This window comes from [Chlorobium] sp. 445, from assembly GCA_002763895.1.
GTDB lineage: Bacteria > Bacteroidota > Chlorobiia > Chlorobiales > Thermochlorobacteraceae > Thermochlorobacter.
Map to the genome: position 1 here is coordinate 1 of NSLH01000035.1, position 24070 is coordinate 24070.

General features: G+C 47.7%; 25 protein-coding genes and 2 pseudogenes. 13 read left to right on the forward strand and 14 right to left on the reverse strand.

Translation table 11 applies throughout. From position 1 onward, the window contains the following. The 5 genes from CMR00_11140 to CMR00_11160 form a co-directional block, all read right to left on the reverse strand. On the reverse strand, positions 1–3167 hold a 3167-nt coding region (locus CMR00_11140), incomplete at its 3' end, for a hypothetical protein (GenBank protein ID PIO47275.1). 150 nt (positions 3168–3317) lie between these two features. Continuing rightward, positions 3318–3857 (reverse strand): hypothetical protein, encoded by a 540-nt coding sequence (locus CMR00_11145; GenBank protein PIO47276.1) that lies wholly within the window; start codon positions 3855–3857, stop codon positions 3318–3320. 41 nt (positions 3858–3898) lie between these two features. Next, on the reverse strand, positions 3899–4534 hold the full coding sequence (locus tag CMR00_11150) for a hypothetical protein (GenBank protein PIO47277.1): 636 nt from the start codon (positions 4532–4534) through the stop codon (positions 3899–3901). Between the two features lie 21 nt (positions 4535–4555). Continuing rightward, entirely contained in the window at positions 4556–5122 is a 567-nt protein-coding gene (locus tag CMR00_11155; protein ID PIO47278.1) for an RNA polymerase subunit sigma-70, read from the reverse strand. Positions 5123–5221: 99 nt separating this feature from the next. Then, positions 5222–5497, reverse strand: coding sequence for a hypothetical protein (locus CMR00_11160; protein PIO47279.1), 276 nt, complete (start codon positions 5495–5497; stop codon positions 5222–5224). On the opposite strand from CMR00_11160, the gene CMR00_11165 reads away from it, so the two are divergent. The 9 genes and pseudogenes from CMR00_11165 to CMR00_11205 all read left to right on the forward strand — a co-directional run bounded on the left by CMR00_11165 (position 5496) and on the right by CMR00_11205 (position 11513). Then, positions 5496–5675, forward strand: coding sequence for a hypothetical protein (locus CMR00_11165; protein PIO47280.1), 180 nt, complete (start codon positions 5496–5498; stop codon positions 5673–5675). The two genes, CMR00_11160 and CMR00_11165, sit on opposite strands and share 2 nt — an antisense overlap. A 96-nt stretch (positions 5676–5771) precedes the next feature. Beyond that, a complete protein-coding gene (locus CMR00_11170; GenBank protein PIO47281.1) occupies positions 5772–6212 on the forward strand; it encodes a hypothetical protein in 441 nt (146 codons plus the stop codon). Further along, a complete protein-coding gene (locus CMR00_11175) occupies positions 6205–7008 on the forward strand; it encodes a hypothetical protein (GenBank protein PIO47282.1) in 804 nt (267 codons plus the stop codon). Before CMR00_11170 ends, CMR00_11175 begins: the two co-directional genes overlap by 8 nt. Before the next feature lie 91 nt (positions 7009–7099). Next, on the forward strand, positions 7100–7870 hold the full coding sequence (locus CMR00_11180) for a hypothetical protein (GenBank protein ID PIO47283.1): 771 nt from the start codon (positions 7100–7102) through the stop codon (positions 7868–7870). Between the two features lie 171 nt (positions 7871–8041). Then, on the forward strand, positions 8042–8251 hold the full coding sequence (locus tag CMR00_11185; protein ID PIO47284.1) for a hypothetical protein: 210 nt from the start codon (positions 8042–8044) through the stop codon (positions 8249–8251). A 79-nt stretch (positions 8252–8330) separates the two neighbouring features. Further along, on the forward strand, positions 8331–8843 hold the full coding sequence (locus CMR00_11190) for a hypothetical protein (GenBank protein ID PIO47285.1): 513 nt from the start codon (positions 8331–8333) through the stop codon (positions 8841–8843). 221 nt (positions 8844–9064) lie between these two features. Continuing rightward, positions 9065–9862 (forward strand): hypothetical protein, encoded by a 798-nt coding sequence (locus CMR00_11195; protein PIO47286.1) that lies wholly within the window; start codon positions 9065–9067, stop codon positions 9860–9862. Between the two features lie 2 nt (positions 9863–9864). Further along, positions 9865–10639, forward strand: a pseudogene (gene xth / locus CMR00_11200) (exodeoxyribonuclease III). 163 nt (positions 10640–10802) lie between these two features. Beyond that, the gene (locus CMR00_11205; protein PIO47287.1) at positions 10803–11513 is read left to right on the forward strand and encodes a CPBP family intramembrane metalloprotease; all 711 of its coding nucleotides are present in this window, start codon (positions 10803–10805) and stop codon (positions 11511–11513) included. 42 nt (positions 11514–11555) lie between these two features. Here CMR00_11205 and CMR00_11210 read toward each other — a convergent pair whose 3' ends face one another. The 4 genes from CMR00_11210 to CMR00_11225 form a co-directional block, all read right to left on the reverse strand. Beyond that, positions 11556–11882: a hypothetical protein gene (locus CMR00_11210; GenBank protein PIO47288.1), complete on the reverse strand. Its 327-nt coding sequence runs from the start codon at positions 11880–11882 to the stop codon at positions 11556–11558. Between the two features lie 272 nt (positions 11883–12154). After that, positions 12155–13369 carry a DNA polymerase III subunit gamma/tau gene (locus tag CMR00_11215; protein PIO47289.1) on the reverse strand — a complete coding sequence of 405 codons (1215 nt, stop codon included), beginning with the start codon at positions 13367–13369 and terminating at the stop codon, positions 12155–12157. A gap of 248 nt (positions 13370–13617) precedes the next feature. Further along, positions 13618–14475, reverse strand: coding sequence for a phosphotransferase (locus tag CMR00_11220; protein PIO47290.1), 858 nt, complete (start codon positions 14473–14475; stop codon positions 13618–13620). 240 nt (positions 14476–14715) lie between these two features. Then, positions 14716–16482: a hypothetical protein gene (locus CMR00_11225; protein PIO47291.1), complete on the reverse strand. Its 1767-nt coding sequence runs from the start codon at positions 16480–16482 to the stop codon at positions 14716–14718. Between the two features lie 335 nt (positions 16483–16817). Here CMR00_11225 and CMR00_11230 point away from each other — a divergent pair, with 335 nt between their 5' ends. Next, complete coding sequence (locus CMR00_11230; protein ID PIO47292.1) at positions 16818–17183, forward strand: RNA-binding protein; 366 nt, start codon at positions 16818–16820, stop codon at positions 17181–17183. On the opposite strand, the gene CMR00_11235 is transcribed toward CMR00_11230, so the two are convergent. After that, entirely contained in the window at positions 17180–17398 is a 219-nt protein-coding gene (locus tag CMR00_11235; protein PIO47293.1) for a hypothetical protein, read from the reverse strand. The genes CMR00_11230 and CMR00_11235 overlap by 4 nt on opposite strands. Here CMR00_11235 and CMR00_11240 point away from each other — a divergent pair, their 5' ends adjacent. Further along, positions 17399–18016: a hypothetical protein gene (locus CMR00_11240; GenBank protein ID PIO47294.1), complete on the forward strand. Its 618-nt coding sequence runs from the start codon at positions 17399–17401 to the stop codon at positions 18014–18016. 14 nt (positions 18017–18030) lie between these two features. Here the strand turns inward: CMR00_11240 and CMR00_11245 are convergent, their stop codons facing one another. The 4 genes and pseudogenes from CMR00_11245 to CMR00_11260 form a co-directional block, all read right to left on the reverse strand. After that, positions 18031–19275, reverse strand: coding sequence for a hypothetical protein (locus CMR00_11245; GenBank protein ID PIO47295.1), 1245 nt, complete (start codon positions 19273–19275; stop codon positions 18031–18033). Beyond that, entirely contained in the window at positions 19272–20825 is a 1554-nt protein-coding gene (locus CMR00_11250) for a hypothetical protein (protein PIO47296.1), read from the reverse strand. The genes CMR00_11245 and CMR00_11250 overlap by 4 nt, the downstream gene beginning before the upstream one ends. A gap of 107 nt (positions 20826–20932) precedes the next feature. Beyond that, positions 20933–21730, reverse strand: coding sequence for a hypothetical protein (locus tag CMR00_11255; protein PIO47297.1), 798 nt, complete (start codon positions 21728–21730; stop codon positions 20933–20935). 20 nt (positions 21731–21750) lie between these two features. Continuing rightward, positions 21751–22885: pseudogene (locus CMR00_11260) on the reverse strand (hypothetical protein). Positions 22886–23021: 136 nt separating this feature from the next. On the opposite strand from CMR00_11260, the gene CMR00_11265 reads away from it, so the two are divergent. After that, the gene (locus tag CMR00_11265; protein PIO47298.1) at positions 23022–23624 is read left to right on the forward strand and encodes a hypothetical protein; all 603 of its coding nucleotides are present in this window, start codon (positions 23022–23024) and stop codon (positions 23622–23624) included. A 71-nt stretch (positions 23625–23695) separates the two neighbouring features. Next, the gene (locus tag CMR00_11270) at positions 23696–24019 is read left to right on the forward strand and encodes a hypothetical protein (protein PIO47299.1); all 324 of its coding nucleotides are present in this window, start codon (positions 23696–23698) and stop codon (positions 24017–24019) included. Positions 24020–24070: the final 51 nt, after the last annotated feature.

The following is a 24070-nucleotide window of genomic DNA, read 5'->3' on the forward strand; positions in this document are numbered from 1 at the left end:
CTGAAATTCACCGTGTGAAGCCCCGCTTCCATTCGGCGATTGACCAGCGTTGAAACCTTTTGTCCTAGCATGTCGAACACTTCTAGCTTCACATCGCTTACCGCAGGAATGGCGAATTGAATCGTCGTCGTCGGGTTGAAGGGGTTTGGATAGTTTTGCATGAGAGCGTAGTCATAGACTTTTTGGGGTTGTTTATCAGCATTCAAGGGATGGACATTGAGCGTCAGTGTGCGCAGGTAGTCATGGATGGTGCCATCAAAATCCACACTGCGCAAGCGATAGGTGTAAGTGATACCGGTCTCAATGCCTGTGTCAAGAAAGTTGTATGTTGTTGGCATTGTCGTTGTTCCCCTGCCGCGCAACAGAGGTGAGAATTGATACGAGGCGATCTCACGCGGTTGTGGCTCACGCGAGGAGGAGCGCAGTACGATAAACCCGGCGTTGTTGCGCTCTGAGGCGGTTGTCCAATTCAGTTGCACTCCTTCTGTGACACGAGAGCCTGTAAAGCTAATGAGCTCAACGGGCAACGGATTATCGGCATCGCCGCCTAACACAAACTCTGAAAAGAGAGATGTCGTGGCACGCACTTCGTCAGGAAAATTTGTGTCAAACGCATTTGGCAAGACGGAAAAGGTGCCTGTGTTTGGTATCGGTCTGCGATAAACGCGTATGGTAGCAGGATTGGCAATTCCGCTGTTAGGAATTTGTGTGCGGTTAAGGCGCAGCAGTGCATTGAATGAGCCCAGACTTGTTTGCGAAATCACAAAGCGATAGGTACTTACATTTGCCTGTGGAATACCGCTCACATTTTGCGGTTCGGAATCATAGCGTGCCACACTCACGAACCCACTGCTTGCCACACTGGTAAAATCAATTTGGACGCCGGTTTGTGCAAATGTGTGTGAGCTATTGCTTGGCGCAATTGTGCGAACTTCAGCTGCATCAGGTAATTCCAGCTGTGCGATGTTATTTGCTGCAACACCTCCGAACGCACTTGTACTTCCGCCAGCAAACAATGTCTTGCTGCTGAGCGCCAACGCATTGATATTGCCTGTGGCACCGACAGCTTGATGTCCCAGTGCTTCCCAACTTGAGCCATTCCAGCGCGCAATTTGATTGACGATGCGTCCCCCAGCTGTCAGAAATCCTCCCGCTGCATAGACTATGTTGCCAGCTGAGACTAACGCTGAGACAAGCCCGCTAACTCCTGCGCCGAGTGTGCTCCACGCCGAACCGTTCCAGCGAGCGATGCGATTGGCTGGTAAGGCACTTGCATTTAGGAAAATTCCGCCAGCAATTACATCCCCATTTTCCAAAACAGTTATGGCATTGACGAAGGCATCGACGCCTGCGCCGAGCGCGCTCCACGCCGAACCGTTCCAGCGAGCGATGTTATTTGCGGGGACCGTCCCTGCGAGTGTGAAGTTACCACCTGCAAACAGGTCGCCATTTGGAGCAATGGCAAGTGCACGCACTTCGTTATTCATTCCGCCTGCAAGCCCGCTCCACGTTGAGCCATTCCAGCGTGCAATGTTGTTTGCATTTGCCACACTACCGGCTTGCGTGAATGCCCCGCCAATAAAGACATCGCCGTTTGACGCTACTGCAATTGCGCTGACATAGCCATTCGTGCCTGTACCCAGTGCGCTCCACGTTGAGCCATTCCAGCGTGCAATGTTGTTTGCTGCAATCCCCCCTGCCGTGCTGAAGGCGCCGCCGACCAAGAGATTCCCATTTTGGTCAAAGGCAAGTGCCTGAACCGTGCCTGAGACGCCACTGCCTAAGGCTGTCCAACCGCTTGCAGCGCTCCACTTTGCGATGTTGTTTGCAGGTATGCTGCCTGCCATTGTAAACGAGCCGCCTACGAAGACCTCGTCGCCTCGGACAGCAATTGCACGCACGGTGCCATTGACCCCGCTGCCTAACTCCGACCAGATGCCAATGCCCGGCACAGGATCGCCGGCTGGGGGTGGTGCCGTATTGGTGAGCCGATAAATTCGCCCATTATTGAAGCCAAGAAAATACAGTTCATTGTTTTGATCGACACCGAAACTGGGAATGTTAATGCCACTGGCAGTAAAGAGTAGTGTGTTTGTAAGTGAGGTAAGGTTCAGCGACCAGACACGCCCGAAGACATAGTCGCCGTAGATGTATCGCCCGACCAGCTCAGGCAAAGCACTGCCACGATAGACATAGCCGCCCGTTACCGACCGTCCTTCGGAGTGTGGGTAGACATGAATTGGCGGGACGAGGTTCAGTCCGTTTGTATCACTGGGATTGGGGATATTGTATGGCAAATCACCTTCCATGAATCGCCAGCCGTAATTTCGGCCGAGGTAGACGCGGTCAATTTCTTCGCGGGCGTTTTGCCCGACATCGCCGCCGATAATGCCTTCGACATTATCCACACTAAACTTCCACATATTGCGAATGCCCCATGCGAAAATTTCAGGTCTGCCACCGCCTGTAGCAAACGGATTGGTTGGTGGAATGCGGTAGTTGCGCTCGTCATCGCTTGGAAAATCATCGCTGCTTACATCGATGCGCAAGAGTTTGCCGAAAAGACTATTCACATTTTGCGCATTGTTTTGCGGGTCGCCACCACCGCCACCATCACCCACCGAGATGTAAAGAAAGCCATCGGTGCCAAATGCAATTTTGCCGCCGTTGTGATTTGTGTTGTTTTGATTCTTGACGAACTGCAGTATGCGATACTCACTACTCGGCAGGGCTTCATTCGGATTGGAGGCACTGGCTTGGAAACGCGAAAGAATCATTTTCATGCGTGTGCCCACGCTACTGATAACCGTGTCGCGCGTGTAATAGACATAAAAAAAGCGGTTAGTCACATAGTTTGGGTGAAAGGCTACGCCAAGCAAGCCTCGCTCATCGCTGTTTGGCGGACTGCTCAGCACAACGCGGTCGGTAATATCTAAAAACGTGCTGTAACTTGCTACATTGCTTTGATTTTGAAAGACACGAATGCGTCCAGCTTTCTCTACCACAAATAGCCGATTTGACCCATCGCCTGCGTGCACCATTTCCACGGGAAAGGAAAACGCAGGCAGTGAAGGAAAGGCATCGGCAAAACCTACAGATTGTGCTTTGAGACTTGTTATGCAGCAGAGATTGACGAAAAGCACGAGCAGAATAACACACTTCTTCATCTGACTTTTGAGCCACTTTAATGATTTTATACAATGTAGCAAATATAACCTTGCTGCAGGCGTGCCGAAATGTTGTGTCTTGTTTAGCAAGCTGAATGTACAGACTTGGTGGGGGCAACTGCAATTAAGTCGCAAAAGGGGCTCTTCTTATTAGCGCGTTGTATCTGGTCTGCTACGGTTCAAGAGTCTATTAAAGTCATCCAAAAAATCGCGTTCAAAGAGCACAAGTTCTACCATTTGTTGCGATGAAAGCACTTCTCGGAAATCTTTTTTGTATTTGGACAACAGACTGCTCATTTCGGTGCGCGTAGCCAAAATTTTCTCTATCTGTTTATCTATTTCGTTATCGGGTGCTTTGCGCTCTTCCATTTGGCGCAGTGCTTGCATTTGTGTCTGCAGCTCTTGTGCTTTGGCAAAGTATTCATCCTGGTAACGGTTATACTTCGGGAAAAAGCGGATGGCTTGCTCTTCGCTCATTTTGAGGCGCTCGGTGAGTTTCCACATCCGCATTTGACGCAGTCGCGCAATGAATTCCGTCCGCTGTTCAGGCGACATTGGCGCTCGTCCCATCCTTGCGCGTGGTGGTAGCTCTGGACGTCGGTCGTGTTCTCTTGGCACCGGTTGCGCCATTACCTGCACGGCGCCAAGCAGCAACATCAGTATGCCTAAAATGACTCTCATGCGCATCATAGTTGTGCCGTCGTTAAAGGTTGAACAGATTTTTAGCTTTACTACAATATCTTCATTAAAACTTCTACCTCTTCTTTAGAGAGTGTCTTAAACTGCTCCTCGTCGCTAAGCTCATGCATCATTGCTTCAAGGAGCAGGGTTCCCTCTTCTTCGCTCAGCGAGCTCACCAGCAATTCAGGACTTAGGCTTGCGGCATAGCGCATGATAGAGCTAAACTCTGAACCTGCCACCGCAAACGCTTTCTGTGCCTCTGAGTAATGATCAGCTTGCACTGTTGTATAAAGATCAAGGCGCGATGCTGCAAGAATCACTAAGACAGCCATAGCTGCACCTGCCAATGCGCCTGCGAACTGATACCGCTGCTCTGGGGCAAAGAGCGCTTGGAGAAACTCTAAGCCCTTTTGCCAGAAGGGTTGTGGCTGTGCAGCAAGTCGCTGTCGAACCCTATCGGCAAAGGTCTCAAAGTAAAACGGTGGCACATCTACTTTTGGCGCTCGCTCAAAGGCAGTCTCAGAAAAACGCTTCACCTGCTCCATTGTCTCGCGTAGCGCATTGTATTCGGCGCGGAAATTGGCATCGGTGTCAATCAAGCATTGAATTTCCTTCGTTAGTGCCTCTGGCGTCTTACCCATGATGAAATCTGGCAGCTCGAGCAGAAGTTTTTCTTTTCTTGTCATCTTTCTCTCCTCACTCTTGTTTTAGTTCGCTCTAGATTTCATTCGTGCTTTGATGTAGGCTTCAATTTTCTTGAAAGCGTGAAAATAATTGGCTTTCAACCCGCCTACGCTGGTGCCTAAGATGTCCGCTATTTCTTCATAGGAGCGTTCATCGTAATAGCGCATCATGAAGACTTGTTTTTGCTTTTCTGGCAGAGCTTCAATGGCTTCTGCAATCAGTTGCTTTTCTTCGGCGCGTTCGATGGTCTCAATAGGCTCGGTTTCGTTAGCTTGCGGCTCTTGTAGCATCTCGTCTATTGAGTCGGCGCGTCGCACGCTTTGAGTCCGCAGAAAATTGATGGTTTCATTTGTCGCAATTCGATAGAGCCAAGTGTAAAACTCTGACTCCCCATTAAAATTTCGTAGAGCTTGATGCACTTTAATAAAGACATTTTGTGCTACATCATCGGCATCATCATGCGATTTGAGCATTCGCCTGCATACCCAATAGACTTTTTCTTGATAGCGTCGAACGAGCTCCGTAAAAGCCTGTTCTGCTTTTGCGCCGCCTGCCTTGAAAATGGCTATGAGTTCGCTATCTGATTTCATTGACTTGCCATGCAATTCAGTTGGCAGCGGACATCTTGTTCAATAGGATTGACGCTTTGCGTGTGCCGATGGTTTAATGCGAAATGTGGAGGATTTAATTTATTTCGGTGGGTCGTCTTCCCTGACGCCGCCGTGCAGCCGGATGTGTGGATACTGCTCAAAACTTCGCTCTACCCACACCGCTTCATCCGCTCGCTGTTCATTTCGCCATGCGCTTAGGCGATTTTTTGCCAGTGCGATGACTTCTTCGGCAAACGCCAAATTCACAATATCGTTTTGAATCGCTGTGTTATCCGACAGTTTTGAACGAAGACTTTCTTGTTTTTCTACTAATACTTCGCCAATGAGGCGCAAAAGATGTTCATCGTACTGCATGCTGGAAGTTCAAAAGTTGGAATTGATGGCATTACTCATTGAGATAAGGCTTGCTTGCTGCAAGTTTTTCACTTGCCCCGAAGCCCTCACGCTCAACTCAAGCAACACCGAACTGATATACTGCATTCTAAAAGATACGCAATTCTCTAAGAGAATGTGTCGCTTGGAAACGAAATAGCGCTGGCTTTTGTACACCCTTTTCGACCGACTGGTCGGTCAGGCAGAACATTTGCAGTCAACTTTCAACTATCACGATTCAACCATCATTTTAGTTATGGCTTCACACACGGAAATTAAAGCGGTGATTTTAGACATTCTTCGCACCAACAATGCCATCAGCATTGCGACGACAGGCGGCGAATACTCACCGTGGATTTTGGGCGCCTATTTTGCTTCTGATGACCTTTCTATCTACCTCATGCTTGAAGTAGCTGGAAAGACCGTGGCAAATCTGCGGAAAAACCCCAATGTAGGAATTCTGATTTCGCAGAACGACGCCACGAAAGACTTTTTGCAAGCGCAAGGTGTCGCAGCACTTTTACCTGAGTCTGAGATGGAGCGGGTCATGACGATGCTTAAGACAAAAATGCCTTGGTATCAAACCTACACACCTTGCGTGCCTGTGCAATTAGATATCAAGAAATGGTTTGTCAGTTCCTTTGCTCGTCAGTGGTTTCCAGCGCGCATCTTGGAGACTGAAGCCACATATGCATAACGCACTTTTGAAACAACTTATCTCATCAAAATTCAACCTGAGCATGAGTATGAAGTATTTTGCTGTTGACATGATCTGTAATGAAGGGCGTGCGCCTGACCTAATGAAATACGCAGGTGAGCATATCAAGTGGATGCTTGCAACTATCCCCAAAAGGGTATTTGTGTTAGGCGGACCTTATCTTAATGAAAACGGAGCGATTGATGACGGCTTTTGCATCATGAAAGCAGAAAGTAAAGAAGTACTCGAAGACCTGCTCAAGACCGAGACCTATCACGCTCTGGGTATACGCCGTTTTACAGTGCGTGAGTGGGATTATCATGTCGATGAAGGTGGCTATCGGATTGATTTTCCGCCGCATCTTGCAGAAGCGTGGGGCGTTAGCGCTACGCCCAGCCAAATGCGCATCACACCTCAGCGGAGTGCTGACGCGAAATATTTTGTTGTTCAAATGACGTGTAATGAAGGACGCGCACCTGATGTCATGAAATATGCCGGTGAGCATATCAAGTGGATGTTGGAAAATATCCCGAAAGGCATGTTTGTTGCTGCAGGTCCTTTCATTAACGAGCAAGGTGCTTTTGACGATGGACTTTGCATTGTAACAGCAGACAGCAAAGAAGCGCTCGAAGAAGTTTTGAAGCGCGACCCGTTCTACACGATGGGCATTCGCAATTTCAGTGTCAGACCGTGGGCTTACTTTATCGATGAAGGTGGCTATCGGATTGATTTTCCGCCGCACCTTGCAGAAGCGTGGGGTGTGCCTGCTGCGACAAGCAAAATGCGCATTTTGTAGTTTTCTCTTTTGCCTTGCTTTGTTCTTTGCCGCCAATACCAGTTGGCGGCTTTTTATTTTTATGCTTTGGCTGCACTAACTTGCAAAGTTTGTGCGCAGCGCTAACTTTGCAACGCCATTCAAACCACGAACTGAGGCGCCGATGAAACTGCCACACCGCTCAACCACCGAAGAAGCCCGTGAAGCCAAACGCCTGCTCTTGCTTCATGCGGCAATTACCGTCTTTTCACAAAAGGGATTTCATGAGACGAAAATGCAGGATATTGCTGATGAGGCAGGGGTCGGCAAAGGCACGCTGTATGAATACTTCGAGACCAAAGAAGACCTATTCTTTGCTGTCTATGAATCATGGATTTACGAATATGAAATGGACATGGAGCGACAAGCTGCAGCGCATTTAGATCCTGTCTCCAAAGCCAGTGCGCTGATTGATACCACTGTCGCCTTCTATGAAAAACACGCCTCACATGCAGCAATCTTGCTTGAATTTTGGGCACATGCGATTCGCTCACAAAATCATAAGTTTCTCGATCGCATTCGCCAGATGAAAGCACGCCTTGCAGAACTTGGCGGCAAAGTTACCGAAGAGCTTATCAGACTTAAACTGTTTGTCGATGTTGATGTTGAGTCTTTTACGCGCTTGGAACTTGCCATGTCGGATGGGGTTTTTCTGCAATGGATTCTTGATGGGCAAAGCTACTCGCTACGAGATGCTTACAAATTTCGTCAATCGCTTATTGGCGCTGGCTTGATGACAAATACGCTACGCAAGGGCGTCTCGCCCAAAACAGCAAGACGTCTCAAGCAAGGTTTTTTGCGTAAAGCATCTTCAACACACGAAAAAAAATCCAAAAGCAGTTGACCGCGCCGCACTTTGGCTTGGCTTTTGCTTGCGCCACAACTCCCTCGTTGTACTCACCTTGCTTTCTCTTCTTTGCCTTCTTTCTGTGAATGTCTTGCTTAACCTGCTTTGGTTATTCAGCGGTTATCACTGCATTCTACTTTGCTTGCGACTTGACAATTGAACGATTACATGATGCTGTATCGTGAGACTTTTGTTATGAAGCTCATTTTGTTCAGCGATTCAAGCGATAGGGTGCTGAAAATTTCGCTGCAGCGTTCAAGCTCTGGCGAAAATCTGATTTTTAGTGATGCTGAAGCACTCAAACGCTTCATTGAAGAGTGGTTGAATGCTCCGCATCTGCCCGACCCTACACAAGAAGATGACGAGAGTGAGCCATAGTTCGTAGCGTGCACACTTGCAGTGTCGTTTGCAGTTTTTTGTTCTTTCCTCAGTTTCATCAACCTAACCATGTATTTTTATGAAAAAGTGTTTTTCCTCTGCTGTACTTCTTCTTAGCCTTGTTCTTTTATGCTCGCTGGACGCTCGGGCGCAAATTAAGCCCGACCTAAGGCTTGGGATTTACACCAATGGCGGCAATTTCTCAATTGGTGCTGGTGTTGCTGTGCCGATTAAAATTCCTGCTTTTGGTACGCTGATGATTAACCCAACCGCAGATTACCTCTTTATCTCGAGCAGCGGTGGTGGCAGTGCCTTTAGTATTTTTGGACATGGCGATGTTGCCTATGTGTTTGACATTCCAAAGTCGCCGATTTCTCCCTATGCCGGAGCGGGCTTGCTCATTGCATTTTCTTCGGTGACCGTGGATGTGCCTTTTGGGGGTGGTTCGCAGACACAAAGTTCTACCAGTGCCGGCTTGAATCTATTTGGCGGTGCTTTGTTTCCAGTAGGTCCTGTTGCAATTTATGCGCAAGGCAAACTTCTGATTTCATCGGGCACGAACTTTCAAATTAGCAGTGGCGTGCGATTCTGAGGGCCACGCCTATTACAGTTTAAGCTGTTTTTTTGCAGTTTCCTTTTTACCCTATTTGCCTTTGCCCAGAGTTGTATGCAAAGGCAATTTTATTTTCTTCTCACGGCGGCGTTGCATTACCTTTGATAAACTCCTATCTTTGTTAAGACGGCTAAACCGTGCATTTTTCTGTTAGGACTTTAACCGGCTCGACCGATAATAAGAAGTAGTTTTTCTGCGCCATGCCTGCCTCACCAGATACTTTCAAAAATTACTACGAGGTGCTGCGCGTACGCCCATATGATTCACCTGAGCTTATTCATGCCGCGTACATGGCGCAAATTAAGCAGTGGCACCCCGATAGGTTTCAAAATGCGGATGCTTACATGCAAGCACAAGCGCATGAGCGGACCAAGCTCATTTTGGAAGCCAAGCGTGTGCTTTTAGACCCTGCTCGCAAAGCCGCTTACGATGCAGAATTTGCGGCACGCTTCCCCAGACGTTTTGAGAAGCTCTCCACGCGCGCACGCGTTAAGCAGCGTCAGGTTACAATTGAAGATTTGATGGCAGGCTACGGTTTTCCGATTAACGAGAAAGCCGCGCAAGTGCAGCAGCCAAGTGATTTGCATGAATTCAAGTGGTTAGCGTTTTCTACGCGCGTCAATCCTCGCCTGCATCGTGTCATTTTCAATGTCAATCATTTTCTGGATCGTAACCCAGATTGCGAAGTGCGCTTTAAGTTTCATTACAATCAAGAGTGGACAGAGTTCTCGCGTCAGCGTGTGTATGCGATGCAGTATCAGGGTAATGTAGCGTTAGTTGAGATGCAAGCGCGGCGCAAGTCGCCGAAAGGCAAACACATTTACTCAAAGCCTATTTTCAAAACCGTTGTCATTACAGACTATGAGCTTGCAATGCAAGAGCGGGCGTCTATTCTGGAACATTTGCGTCGTGTACGTAATCGTATGGCATTCAAACTGGTGATTGCGTTGCTGAGCTCAAGTATTGCTTCTGCCAATCTCTCAACGCTTATTGCATAGCGATGCGCCTCAGCACTTGGAATGTCAACGGCATTCGCGCCCGTGAAAAAGCCTTGCTGGCTTGGCTTGCTGAGCATGCCCCTGATATCCTTGTCTTGCAAGAAGTCAAAGCTGCACTTGCGCAAGTTCCTGCCACAATCACGAAGCACCAAGACTATTGCGCCTACTGGAACGACTCGACCACTAAAGCCGGATATAGCGGCGTGGCAGTGCTTGTGCGTAAGCCGTTTCTTGATTTACATGGTGAACCGCACATGCGTATCCCTGACTTCGATGTAGAAAATCGCTTGCTTGAACTTGATTTTGGTGCTTTCATTCTGATTGGAGGTTACTTTCCGCGTGGAGAAAAGCCGGAGCACTATGCGCTCAAACTTCGGTTCTTTTGATGCTCTGCGCGAATTTTCAGCAGATACCTTGCGCGCTGGCAAAAACTTACTCATCGCTGGCGATATCAATGTGGCACGCGAAGCAATCGACCTGCATCCCTCACAGCAAAAAGATGATGCCATAGGCTTCCGTCCCGATGAACGCCGCGCCCTCAACGCTTTGCTTTCCGTTGGTTTGCACGATGTCTTTCGTGAACTCCATCCACAACAGAGCGGACTCTACACTTGGTTTCCATACTGGAAAGGCGCACGGGAACGCAACATCGGTTGGCGCATTGATTGTGTCTACGCCTCACCTCGACTTGCGGCGCTTGCCAAATCCGGCATTATTCATGCCGATGAAAAAAGCTCTGACCACTACCCGCTGAGCATTGAATTCGATTTACCTTAATTTTTCTGTCTCTCAAACCCTCGGCACGCTTGCACCTGCGCACTGCCCTGCATCCAGATTGAGACCTTATCTAAATATGCACCTGTAAAATGGATTTGCTTTTAAAAAACAACACACATGGTGTAATTTTGTATTACTAACCCAAACATTAGGAGGATTAACTATGAACATTTCACCTATTTCAACGCCGCCTCGTCAGTCACGCCTGCAAAGTCTGACACTGCGCGAGAGTGATTTGCAACTTTCGCTTTTACTTGTTGGCGCCATTTGGCTACTCGGACTTATCGGACACTTCACACCGCTCAAAGAATGGGGTGCACTGTTTCTTTATGTGATTGGTGCTATTGCACTGACGCTATGGTATTGCAAACAGCACCATGCTTGGGAAGATGTCTTTCTGACACGTAAGAACTTGAAAGCGGCGCTGCTCTGGTCGAGTGTTATCGGCAGTGTGCTCTTTCTGATGGATATTGGCAACACTTATTTTTACTACAAAAATGGCGGTGCGCCCATGAAAGAGATGCAGACCATTCTTGTCGATATGGGCTTTCTGTATCTCTTCCCGATTTTGATTTTGGGCGAAGAATTTCTCTGGCGCGGCATGCTCTTTTCAGCGCTCTTGCGCCGTGGGGTCAATGCGCACTTGGTGGTTATCATCACTACTGCACTTTATGTGCTCAATCACTATGCGGTTGCACCTGTCGGCTTTATGGAGCGCTCACTGATGGCAATGATGGCAGTTCCGATTGGCATCGTTAATGGCTACCTGGTGCTCAAAACGCGAAACGTGTGGGCAGGTGTATGGCTGCACTTCCTGACTATGGTCTCTATGACGCTTGATATTTTCGTTATACCGGGTCTTGCTGGGCTTTAGAAGAGTGCGGGCATATGTGTCGGCACCGTATTTAGTAGGAATTCAGTAGGAAAGCTCAGCGCCGAATTCTTTGATGAGGTAGCGCACAAGCTCACTTTTTTCAGCTAGTGATTTGAACTGCTCTTCGCGCGAGTGTTCTTTTTTTGCTGCTGAAGAGGCGGTTTTGTCCAAACTAATCTCAAAGAACAGGGTTGTTTGGTAAAATGCGCGTGCTTTTTCGCTGATGATATACAGTTCGTCCTGCAGCATTTCGTAGGCTACGCGGCTGGTACATGTGAGTTTAAACGTTCGTTTCTCGGCGCTCACAAAGGTGCACAGGCGAAGATGCGCGGCAAGCCGTACGAGCCCCTCTTCTTCTAATGCTTGCAAAAAAGCTTGCCACTGTCCCTGCCAATTTTTTTCAAGCTCGTTTGTTTGACCTGGCTCTTGTGTGGTTGCTACTTCTACCTCACTAGCGTTAGCTGCCAGTTTAGTAGGAGCCGTTTTCGGTCGATACGGGGTTTCTTCAACGAGTTTGAAGAATTTTTCTTTCCAAGCCCCCAGATTGATTTTAGGAAGTTCATCAAGTGATGAGCGCGTATTGTGCCCTGCTACAGGTGGTGCATTTTGCAGCGATTGAGGGACGCTGTTGCCAGTGTGCGCTAAGCTCTCGCTAAAGTCTTTTTTTTTAGCTCTTCTTGCAGTGTTTGCACAGCTTTCTCAAGTCTTGCAAGGCGTATTTCAAGATCGCTGTTTTCTTTGAGCATAAGGAGTTTGAAGAGTAGGACTTCAAGCCTTAGCTGTGCTTCACGTGCAAACTTGAGGCTCTGCTCTGCTTCTGTAATCGCATCAAGGTAGCGCATCAGTGCATCCACACTGAAGTGCTCTGCATCTTTTTCATAGCGTTTTTTGAAGTGCTCGGTCGTTTCAATGAGTTTGCTTGAGCGCACGTTTTTGACAATCAGAAAATTTCGGAAGTGCGCTATCAGCCGCTGCAGGAAGTCACTCATATCATATCCGTTTTGATAGACGAACTGCGAGACTTCGAGCATCTTGCGACTGTCTTGCGCCACAATCGCATCGCTAACATCAAACAGACGCTCTTCATCAATCACGTTCAGCAGCTCAGAGACAGCAACGTACTCGATTTTGCCTTTGCCATTTTCTGTACAAAATGCAATGACTTGGTCTAAGAGACTTTGTGCATCGCGCATTGCCCCGTCGGCTTTGCGTGCAATCAGATTCAACGATTCTTGATCAATATCAATTTGTTCTTGCTTGCAGATTTCAGACAGCCTTTGCGCAATATTTTCAGCGGCAATGCGTTTAAAGATGAACTTTTGACAGCGTGAAGAAATCGTTGCAGGGACTTTGTGCAGTTCTGTAGTCGCAAAAATAAAGACGGCATGGGGCGGCGGCTCTTCGAGTGTTTTGAGAAACGCATTGAATGCCGCTGTTGTGAGCATATGAAATTCGTCAATGATATAGACTTTGTACTTACCTTTCTGCGGTCCATAGCGCACATTTTCCCGCAGGAGGCGAATGTCATCGACCCCATTGTTTGAGGCAGCATCGAACTCGGCGATGTTCAAACTTGCGCCAGCATCAAAATCGCGGCAGCTTTCGCACATGCCACATGGCTCAGCCACCTCATGCCGGTACGCTTCATCCGTCAAAATTCGTTCACAGTTTAAGGCTTTTGCTAAGATTCTTGCCGTGGTTGTTTTCCCGACGCCACGCGACCCCGAGAAAATATAGCCGTGTGCCACTCGTCCCGTGCGAATAGCGTTTTGCAATGTGCGTGTAATATGCTCCTGGGCAGTAATGTCCGAAAACTTTTGTGGTCGATACTTACGCGCGATAACCGTGTAACTCATTTGAGACTTGATTTAGCCTGAGGTGCAAATTTACACCACAAGACATTTGCCTGACAAGCAAAAACTTTTTTTGGCAACTTTGCTTCTCTTGTTTTGGGTCATACAGCAGCATAGCGTTTTGACCTGACGCTATGTCTTTGCTTGCCGAAGGCACTTGCTTTTTGCATTTCCAACATTAGGGCGCACGGTGGTCAGGCGCTCTGTGCGCAGTCAGAGCTGTTTGTGCCCCAGGCTTTTGAGTTAGGCGTCTAAATATGCACCAAGCGGTTTCGCATTTTTTCTAGCCACTTGTATTGCATAACAAGTTGTCCGAAGTTTTCTTCGTCTTGTGGCTTTGTGCCATGGTAATCTGAGCCCCCTGACATCAAGAGGAAATACTCATTAGCGATTGCGCGATAAAACTCTTGCTGCTCTGCATCGTGAGCTGGATGAATGATTTCAATACCATCTAAGCCTACATCAATCAGGAAGCGAATAGTCTCATCGGGTACAAATCTACCTGGGTGCGCAAGGAACGACAAGCCTCCTGCTTCATTGATGAGCCGAATAACCTCCGCTGGGTCAGTCTCTACGCTTTTTTCATAGGCTGGGCTATTGGTGCCAATGTATTTGGTGAAGGCTTCACTATAGCTTTGCACATAGCCCGTTTCTTGTAAGACTGCGGCAATGTGCGGACGCCCTACCGAGCCGTTTGCAGCTTTTTCAAAGACTTTCTCGATGTGGATATACACCCCTAACTTTCTTAGGTTATGCACGATTTTTTCGGTGCGTAAAATTCGCTGTTCACGGCAGGCTTTGAGATATTCGCTCAGCTCTGAATTGTCTTGCACGAAATACCCAAGAATGTGCACATCTCTGCCCAGATGCGATGTACTCACTTCCACGCCTGGAATGAGCTCAACGCCGAGTGCATCAGCTACTGGCTTTGCTTCTTGATAGGCGGCTAAATTATCATGGTCAGTGATGCTGATGGTTTTCAAGCCTATTGCTGCAGCTTTTTCAACCAGTTCCTTCGGCGAGAGTTTTCCGTCTGAGCATGTCGTATGCATATGCAGATCGACCGCAGCGCATTCTGGCTCGCTTGCGGCAGCGCTGGACATCACCATAGTTGTATGACAGTTCGTATTTTGTTTGTTAAACTTTCATTTTCGTAGAGAACTTACTTAGTAGGGGCAAAAATTCCTAATGCTTTTCAAGTTAAATGAGGGGGTTACACTTCACAGCGTGTTGTGATGCCATGTTCGTCTGTCAGTTTTTGTGGTATTGGGTGCAAAGGCAGACCTTCATGCTTGAGCCTAACAGGGTCTGCCTTGTCTTAGCGGAGAATATCCAGACCTTGTGTTGTGCTATGGCATGCGTGTGCCACTGACTTTTTCGCGCAAGCTAATGCTGCTGCCATTGAGTTGCAGTGCGCGTTGCCAATACTCTAACGCCTTTTCACGTTTGCCAAGTTTGTGATAGACATCCCCCAGATGTTCAAGCACAGCGGGGCTTTCGCGTCCAGCACTAAGCGCTTTTTCGATCCAGATGCGTGCCTCTTCATAATTGCCCAGTTTGAAATAGATCCAGCCCATCGTATCCAGATAAGCGCCGTTGTTTGGCTCTTTCTCAACTGCAATTTTTGCCATTTCTAAGCAGCGCTCGAGTTGCTGGTCGCGCTCTGAGAGTGAGTAGGCAAGATTGTTCAACACCAGCGCGTTTTCGGGATCGAGCTTCAAGGCCTCTTCATAATTGCGTTGGCTTTCTACGGGTTTGCCAATGCGATCGTAGGCAATACCCAGTGTACTATAGACTTGCACGCGCTCTGGTCCTGAAGCCTGTTCGCTGGATTTAAGCGCATTCTCCAAATACTCAATAGCTTCACTATCGCGGTTGGCTTGGCTGAGTGCGATACCAAGCAGCATTTGCAACCGAAACGATGGCTGCGCTTGCCGCCTCATGGCTTTTTTGAAGATAGCGATAGCTTGCTCGTTATCGCTTTTTTGCAGATATGCGATGCCTAAATTTTCCCAACCAGCAATAACATCCGGTCGCAGCGTCGTCATTTGTTTAAAGTTCTCAATAGCACCATTCAGATTGCGCTGCTCCATTTGAATGATGCCTAAGAACCAGTAGGGTTGCCATTCTTTTGGATAGAGTTTTTGCACTTTGGTCAGCACAAGTTCAGCGGGTTTAAGGTAGAGCGTATCTTTGGCTGCACGCGAGAGATAAGCTTCAGCCAGCCCCATTCGTTCTTCCTTCGTGCATGTGGTATGTTGAAACATTTTCTCGAGCATGGCTTCAAAGCGTTTCCAATCTCTTTGACGCACATAAATTTCGGAGTAGCCGGCATAAGCACGCGGTTCATTTGGATGCTTTTCAATGATTTCATCATATGTGGCTAAGGCTTCCTCATAGCGACCGGATTTGAGATAAATCTCCGCAAGCATGTAATAGAGCTCATCATTGTTTGGGTCAATTACAATCATTTGCAGGAGTGTCAAGGTTGCTTCATCCTCGCGTTTGAGTTGAAGTTGCAACAGCAGTTTTTTATAGAGCGCCTCAATATCAGCACCTGCAACTTGTAGAATGCGATCATAGACAGCGATAGCTTTTTCGGGCTTTTCTGCGGCAGTATATGACGCTGCAAGCATGTACAGCGCATTCACATCGTTCGGTGCTTTTTTCAGAAATCGCTCTGTTGCTGCAGCTGCGTCGTTGTATTGCTCCGCCTCAAAGAAAATTTGCGCCAAGAGTTGATCATACCACTTGTTTGAACTGTCGAGTGTGATTGCTTTTTGCGCATGCTGAATAGCTTGCTCTAACTTGCCAAGACGCTGATAGCACTTTGCTATTGAAAAGTGAATTGCAGCTTCGTTAGGCATGTAGCGCAACGCATCTTGATACTCGATAATTGCTTGAGAGAATTGGTCTTTGGCTTGATAGAGCCCACCGCTGACAAAGTGTCGCATTGCTCTCGCCTCGTTTGGTTTGGGCTGCAATGCCGCAAGCGTAGCCTGGTCGATTCTCTTCTCTGCGGGCTTCTGAGCAGTGTTCTTGACGGTTGCACAGGCTGAGACAGAGAGCGCAATGAGTATACCTAACCCCAAGCGAGAAAGCAATGCATGTTGCATAGTGATATAGCTGTCTTAGTTCCAAAAAATCGAGTTGTTGCTCTACAACGGTACATCGGAAATTAAAATTTCCATAACATTCGAAAAACTCTTTGCAAACATCAAGTGTGGCTCCATCACCGGCTTGCGGTTCTGTCTTGCCTGTTGATTTCTCTCCTTGCAAAATACATCTACAACCGTCCCTCTTGCGGATTTGGAAGACAAGTTCGAACTTGTTAGATTGCGTTGGCAAACTGAGCGTAGAACTTTGCATCTTTGGATACCCAACATTTGTATCTCGAAGTCGCTTCTCGCCTCAGTCCAGTTTCAACAACTTAAACTTCATACGCTCAGAAATGGCAACGAAACTTTATGTCGGTAATTTGAACTACTCAACCAGTGAAGAAGGACTGCGCAACGCCTTCGCTAACTATGGGGAAATTGTCTCTGTTAAAATCATTCAAGGCAAAGGCTTTGGATTTGTTGAGTATAAGTCCGAAGGGGATGCTGAGGCAGCAAAAGAAGCGCTGAACAACACTCAACTCGATGGTCGCTCTATCAAAGTCAGTGATGCGCGTCCGCAAGAGAAAAAATCGTTTGGTGATAGAAGCGGATACGGCGAGAAAAAGTATGGCTCTGGCTCTGGTGGCAAAGGCGGATTCAACAAGGGTGGCTTTAACAGAAGCGATAACGGCGGCTTTCAAAAGCGCGAACGATACTAAGCTACTTTCATCGCAGCACGGCAGATTGGTTGATTACTTACTCGTGCAATCCGTTTGTATGTCCGTTTGTATTTGTAGGCGATGCACAGCGTCGCCTTTTTGATTTTTATGCTACTTCTCTCTGCAGCTGATAATTGTTCGTCCACATTTGCACTTTCTTGATAGATTGTAGATGGTGCTGCGCTTGAGCACTCTAATCTGTTAGCTTGGAACACATGTTGCGGTTTCTATCGCGCACGATTTTGCCGCAAGCCATGCGCCGGCTGTATGCCTCGCTCCGCAAAAGTTGGACTGGGGATACAGCTTGTCCTCACGAAGCGGTTATTGTTGCTTTCTGGCACGGTAAAATGCTCACTGGCTGGCTTGCTGCATCAGAACTGCTTGCTAAAACTCATGCCTCTGCTCGCGTTGCGATTGTGAGTCTTTCAAAGGACGGTGAAATTTTAGCAAATGCACTTCATACCCTTGGCTATGAGCTTCTTCGTGGCTCGAGTTCTCGTGGCAAAGACGCTGTCAAAGCTGGTATCCAAGCGGCTCTACATGCTGGTCGCGCTGTTGTGATGACGCCTGATGGTCCGCGCGGTCCAAGAGAATCGTTTAAATATGGCGCTATTCGCCTTGCCGCTCAATGCCACGCGCCAATTCTCTTCCTTGCCATTACACATCACAAGGCATGGAAGCTCGGCAGTTGGGATGCATTCGAAATTCCTAAGCCGTTTTCAAAAGTGGAGATTTGCGTCCACCGCATTGATATGCCTGAATTTGAGAACGAGCAAGCACTACGAGACTTTTCCGACCAGCTCTCCAAACACTTCTCTACAGCAAAGCTCTGAAAATTTCATGCTTGTTACAACAGGCTATGAAGCCGCAAGCGTGTTGCACGCAGGTATTGCCCAATTGCTGAATAAATGCTGCGCTCCACATCATAAAATTCGTTCTCTGTGGCTTTATAGCGTGCACCTGTAATAATGACAACAATACCCACATTGTGTGCGCGGTTGTAATACCAGCCGCTTAGCAACCCGTAGGCTAGCCCCGGATGCCCGGTCATTTCTATCGCTTCAAACATCCCTTTTGCGTGATGCAACCCCAGTGCATATTTGCGAAAGAACGTCTCTGATGTTGCTAGCGAATCGCGTTCCATTCTCAACAGCGTTGTATCATTGAGCAAGCAAATGTTGCGCCATTTTCCGCGATTAAGAAAAACTTGTGCTAGCTTAGCCAGTTCTTTTGCACTTACTCTCAATCCGCCTTGTGGCGAGAACAATAACGCATTTGAGCCTACCACATAGTCTTCCAGGTTCAGCGTAGTTATGACGCTGTCGACTTGCGCTGTCCATTTACCTTCAACTAAGCGATAAGGGTAAGCCAGTTTTTCTGGAGCAACATCTTGCACATTAAAGCTGCATGCAAGCCCCAGTGGCTTGAAGATATGTCGAGCGCAGTATTGGTCGAAGCGCTCTCCTGAATGACTTTCAACCAGCGTGCCCAGAAGCGCATATCCCAAGTTTGAATACGCAAAGGTTTTGCCTGGTGCACTTTGCGCCCACAACGAACGATAAACGCTGTCTTGATAGCGTTTGCCGTCTTTGCTCAAGACGTCTTGCAATGAAAGTGAAGCGTCGCGCCAGAGGACATAATAAGGCTGCGGTTGCACTTCATCGCTGAGCAGGCTGGATGTGTGCTGTAAGAGTTGTCGGTAAGTAATCGGTTCGTTAGGGAAATTTGGATTGCGCAAACTAAAGCCAAGTGCACTCGAGACATCATCATCTAACTTGAACTTGCCTTGTTCATAGAGCTGCATCAGTGCAAGTGCTGTGATGGTTTTTGAAATTGAGGCAATGCGTACATAGCTAGAATCAGTCATTGGACGCGCTGCGCCCAGTTGCGCCCAGCCAAATCCACGAGAAAACAGAATGCTATCTGGACTTACGACAGCTACACTTAGCCCTACGACCGAATGAGCTTTGCAAATCGAATCAAGTGTGTGTTCAAGTTGCACAGTTGCTTGCTCTTTGGGCAAAGGCTTCGTGCAACTTTGCACTGCTGTTGCAATGGCAAGAAATAACAGGGCAAGAAAAACCTGTTTCATGCTTGCGCCTGCTGTGGTTTTTTGAATGAGGCAGCTGCCCAACCTGCCCAGTTTTGAAGCCACGACACACTGCCCAAGATACCGAGTTTTTGATACGTAATCGGGAAGATTTTAGGATACTTTGCGCCGACGGTAAGAATTAGTGTAGTAAAATCAGACAGCGACATTTCATCACGGAACATGGTCTCGCGGTAGCGTTCAGGCAATTCATCGAGCACTTTCATAATTTCATTCATCAATTCATTGACGAAATTTGGTTCGTCTGTGCGCCGGTCGTAGCACATAAATTTCATCAGGTTTGACATGATTGCCACATTTGGCTCAAAGGCGTTGATGCTTTCCAAGTCCGAGCGGCTGAGTGCATTGCGTTCAAGGGCATGCGCCAGTGCAACAGTTGTGCGCTCTAAGTTGCGTACCATTGAGCCAAATCCACAGAACGTCAGCGGCGAAGACAGTGATGCAGCATCACCGAAGAGCACAATACGGTCGTCGGCTGTAACACGTGCATTGCCAAATCCATTGTGGTGGTAGGCTGGAATAATTCCAAAGACCGGCTTATGGATTTTGAAGTCTTTACCTAGTGGCTTATAAGTTGGCAATTTTTCAAAATAGACTTCGAAGAGATTGAGCAGCGATTTGTCGTTTTCGGAATCAATGCGGTCGTAGAAGAACAGGTAGGAGGTAAATTCCGTCTTGCTGGCTGGGAAGCCTTCCCAGATTAGTTGGCGTCCGCCCCCGCGTGAAAAATCTGCTGGTTCTGTCGAGACGAGAATTTCACCAATATCATAGTCTATATTTTCCAAGCCACTTGAAAGCGTGCCGACTGTTGGACAACAGTGGGTTTGCGGTACACCGCCATTGAGTTGCATGGCAATCGGCGACAGCACGCCCATAGTATCAACAAGCACTTTGGCTTTGAAGTATTGCAATTTTCCTTCGTGCTCCACTTCCACAATCACATCATGCTCGCGTTTGAAGACACGCTTGAAGAGCGTTTTTCCCATCACTGCGCTTTTGGGGTTTTGCAACAGCCGCTGCAGTGCAAGCTGCAAAATCACATCGGACTCAATCGCACAATCCAAGACATTTTGCATATAGAGCCGCTTACGCGGTCCGCGTGCTGCAAATTCGACAAACCCTGTTTTGTATCGTGCTGTAATGGCTTTTTCGGTATCAGCTTGTGCCATGAGTCCCATTTTCTCAAGACGTGCCAATTCTCGCAACGAGATATTCCAATCGCGGTGTGTCTTTGCAGGCGTGTATTTGTCGAGCACTAAAACAGATTGATGATGCAACGATGACATAGCGGCAGCATGCAGCAATCCAAGTGTGGCGCCTGCATAAATCAAATCAAACTCGCCTGCAAGTTCAATGTTCGGCGGCAACTCTGAGCCATCTAAAATCACCTCAGGAATGTTCGTGCGTCCAATGCGCGACCAATAGCTATCAATCTCCTGAACACGACGAATCCAGAATTCGCCATCGGCAAGACTAGAAAAATAGCGATAGACAAGAGGGTGCGTCGTTTGAAGTTCTGCCAGCGATTTCATCCGCAAAAGAAAGGTTTAGTCAAAGATTAATTGCAAATTTAGCGTGTGACTCTGCATTGCTCAAACTTTTACCCTCAGCGGCTTGAATTTGCACCGCTGTTCAGGGCTCAGACTTGATTCACACCGAGTGCGATGCATTCTTGCAGCACTTCTGCTGGCAGCATCTTTGTTTGGTGCTCGCTGTAAGTGGCAAGTGCGATTCGCTTTAGGTTATCGAGCATCAGGCGCGCCAGTGCTGTTGTCAGCAGCAAATCTTTCTCGCTGGTTTTGTTCGTGCAGAAAAGAAAGAGGAAGTCAAAGGCTTGGGTGCGGTCGTGAAATTCGCGCAAGCGCGCAAGGTGTCGCACTTTTTCTTCATCGTCGAATGAAAGTGGCAACCATGCGCTGGCTTTTATGCCAAAGCGTTGCAGCATCATCACCACGCTGAACTGTTCATCCATGGCAAGTGTGTCGTCAGCTTTGGCATCGAACTTACCTTCAATGTATGATAGCCCTGCTTCTGCAAGTCGCTGCGCTACAGTGAGGACTTTGAGTTTTTCGTTTGTCGCCAGCCTCAGTACATCTGTTGGGGTTAGCGCAGCAACTTTTGCTTTGGCTGCCACTGCGCAAATGGCTTGTAGCACATCATTGAGTGGAAGTGCGTTCTCAACTTGTAGAAACACAATCGGTGCAGCAGGCTCTGGGATGTTGTTTGCATCATATTGCCAGCGTTCAATGCGTAAAGGCGCAGGTGGTGGATTCTTTTTTGCTTGCGCTTTTGCTGCACTGAAGAAGCGTTCAAGTTCGCTCTTGCCTAAGAGTTTTTTGGCTTGGCGCAGAAAAAATATGCCTTCGTCAATACCGATACGCTCACCCTTATCCAACTTCTCTAAAATTTTTTCAACGGAGAGTTTCTCTTTTGTCATCGTGCTCATATTGTTTTTTGTCAGAAGTCAATTTGGTAAATCAGGTATTCTTTGTAGGGGTCAGCGCCAATGGCTTCAGCAAGTCTTTGCATGGGGATATTGCTTTTGAGCACCCAGCTCAGTTCAGCTTCCCAGTAACCTTTGCGAATACCTACCTCAACTGTTTCCGCATTCATTAGTGAGTCAACCCCTTTGTTGCGGTACTCCGGGATGACGCCCATCACGATAGTACGAATACGATTGATCTTGCGCGAATACCAGAGAAACTTTATTAGCCCCAACGGAGAGGTTGGATTACCATTGACATGTTTGAGTGCGATATTGACATCAGGTAGCGAGAGCGAAAATCCGACGTACTCATCCTTTTCATTTTGCACAAAGTAAATGAGGTCAGGGTCGGCAATTTGTTTCAAGTCTTTTGCCAGCGTATAGAATTCTTTTTCTGTAAAAGGCACGAAGCCCCAGTTGAGTTCCCACGCTTTGTTATAGAGCCCACGAATGATTTTGGCTTCGCTTTGCCACTCTTTGAGGTTGATATGCCTCAGGCGCAGTTTTTCTCGTTTCTTTACCAGCTCGCTGATGCGCTTCAGACGTGGCAAATCAATTGTCCTTTGATTGACAAGCCATGCTACAAGTTCTTGCTCTACATGGAAGCCGTAGTTACGGCAGAGATCGTGGTAGTACGGCGGATTGTAGGTCATCAAAAAGGTTGGCGGTGAGTCGTAGCCTTTGCACAGCATTCCAAGTTGGTCGTTGGTCGAGGGGCTAATCGGTCCACGCATCGCGTTCAAGCCTCTCTCTTTCAGCCATGCCTTTGCTGCATCGAAGAGTGCAGAAGCCACATCTTGATCATTCACGCATTCAAAGAAGCCCCAGAAACCGACTTTGTCTTTGTGCAGTTCGTTATGAGCGTGATTTATTGTAGCCGTAATTGTGCCTTGCATTTTGCCATTCTTCCATGCTGTAAAGCAAGCGCGGTCGGCATGTTCCCAGAGCGGATAGCGTGATTTATCTAAGGTTTTTTCGTAGTCGGCGATGATGTGCGGCACCCAGTTTTTTTTTTAGTTGCTCATCTTGAGTGTAGATTTTCCATGCAAATTTGATATAGTCACGAATTTCTTTTGGGGTTTTAGCTTCTCGAATTTCAACCGTCATGGTGATTTTGCACAGTGGATTTTTTTGACAGTGGATGTTTTGCGCAAAAGATAAGATTTTCTCTGTCCTTTCTACATAGACCACATGGCTTTGTTTTATTCTGTTACGCCTTGATTTTACTTAACTTGAAGTGTCTATGCACTACTGCACCAGTCTTGCTCTTGCACTGCTCTTTGCATCGTGCAACTTATTTTCAGCACGCACGCCAGAGCCGCCAGAAACACTTGCACCACTTACACAAGCGTGGCGACCGCCAACTGTTGCTGATCTTGTGCTTGAGAATCTCTCCAACGCATTTGCAACTGTGAATCCTGTCGATTACACGCGCACGTTTTCACCAGCACCGATAACAGACAATCTTTCCGTGTCAGATTTTGTCTTTGTGCCTGCACCTGAAACGGCTGGCACAGCTGGTGCAATTTTCCAGAATTGGAACATTATCTCTGAGCGGCGGTTCTTTGAGAACTTTCGCAGTCAGCTTGCGCGTGATGCCAGACCGCAATTGCAAATTCGAGTCGAAGAGCGCACACTAGCTTCCGCAACTGAGCTACAACTTTCAATTTCTTACCGGCTCACTGCACGATACACGGCGCGCGACATTCCGGAGCAAACCAGCGGTAAAGCGGTCTTGCGACTGCTGCAATCGGCACAGGGATTTTGGTATGTGCGCGAGTGGCGCGATTTCCGCGCTGACACAGATTTTACACTCAGCGAACTCAAACGCCGTCTTGCTAACTAACACCATGTTTAGGCATAACTTTTTCGTAAATTCGATCAGGTTTTGCAATCATTACAATCAAGCACGCTTTTATGTCGCATTCATCGCCTGAGTCTGCTTCTGAACATATCTTCCAGAATATTCGTCGCTATCTTTCCAAGCAAGTTATTCGGCGTTTGCGCATTCGCTTTCGCCTTTTTGCGAAAGATGCAGTGCGCGCGCCCCTCAAATATGTTCGCCTTGCTTTCATTGGATTGATTTTGTTTTATGTGATGTTCGGCGATTATGGCATTGTCTCTCGCATTCGCCTTGAAGTTGAGCGCGCTCGCTTGCAGTCAGAACTCGATGCTGAACATCGTCGCACCGAACAACTTAACACACAAATTCAAAACGCGAAAAGTTTTGGAGACCATTGAAAAACTTGCTCGCGAAAATATGGCTTCTCTAAACCGGGAGAAACCGTCTAT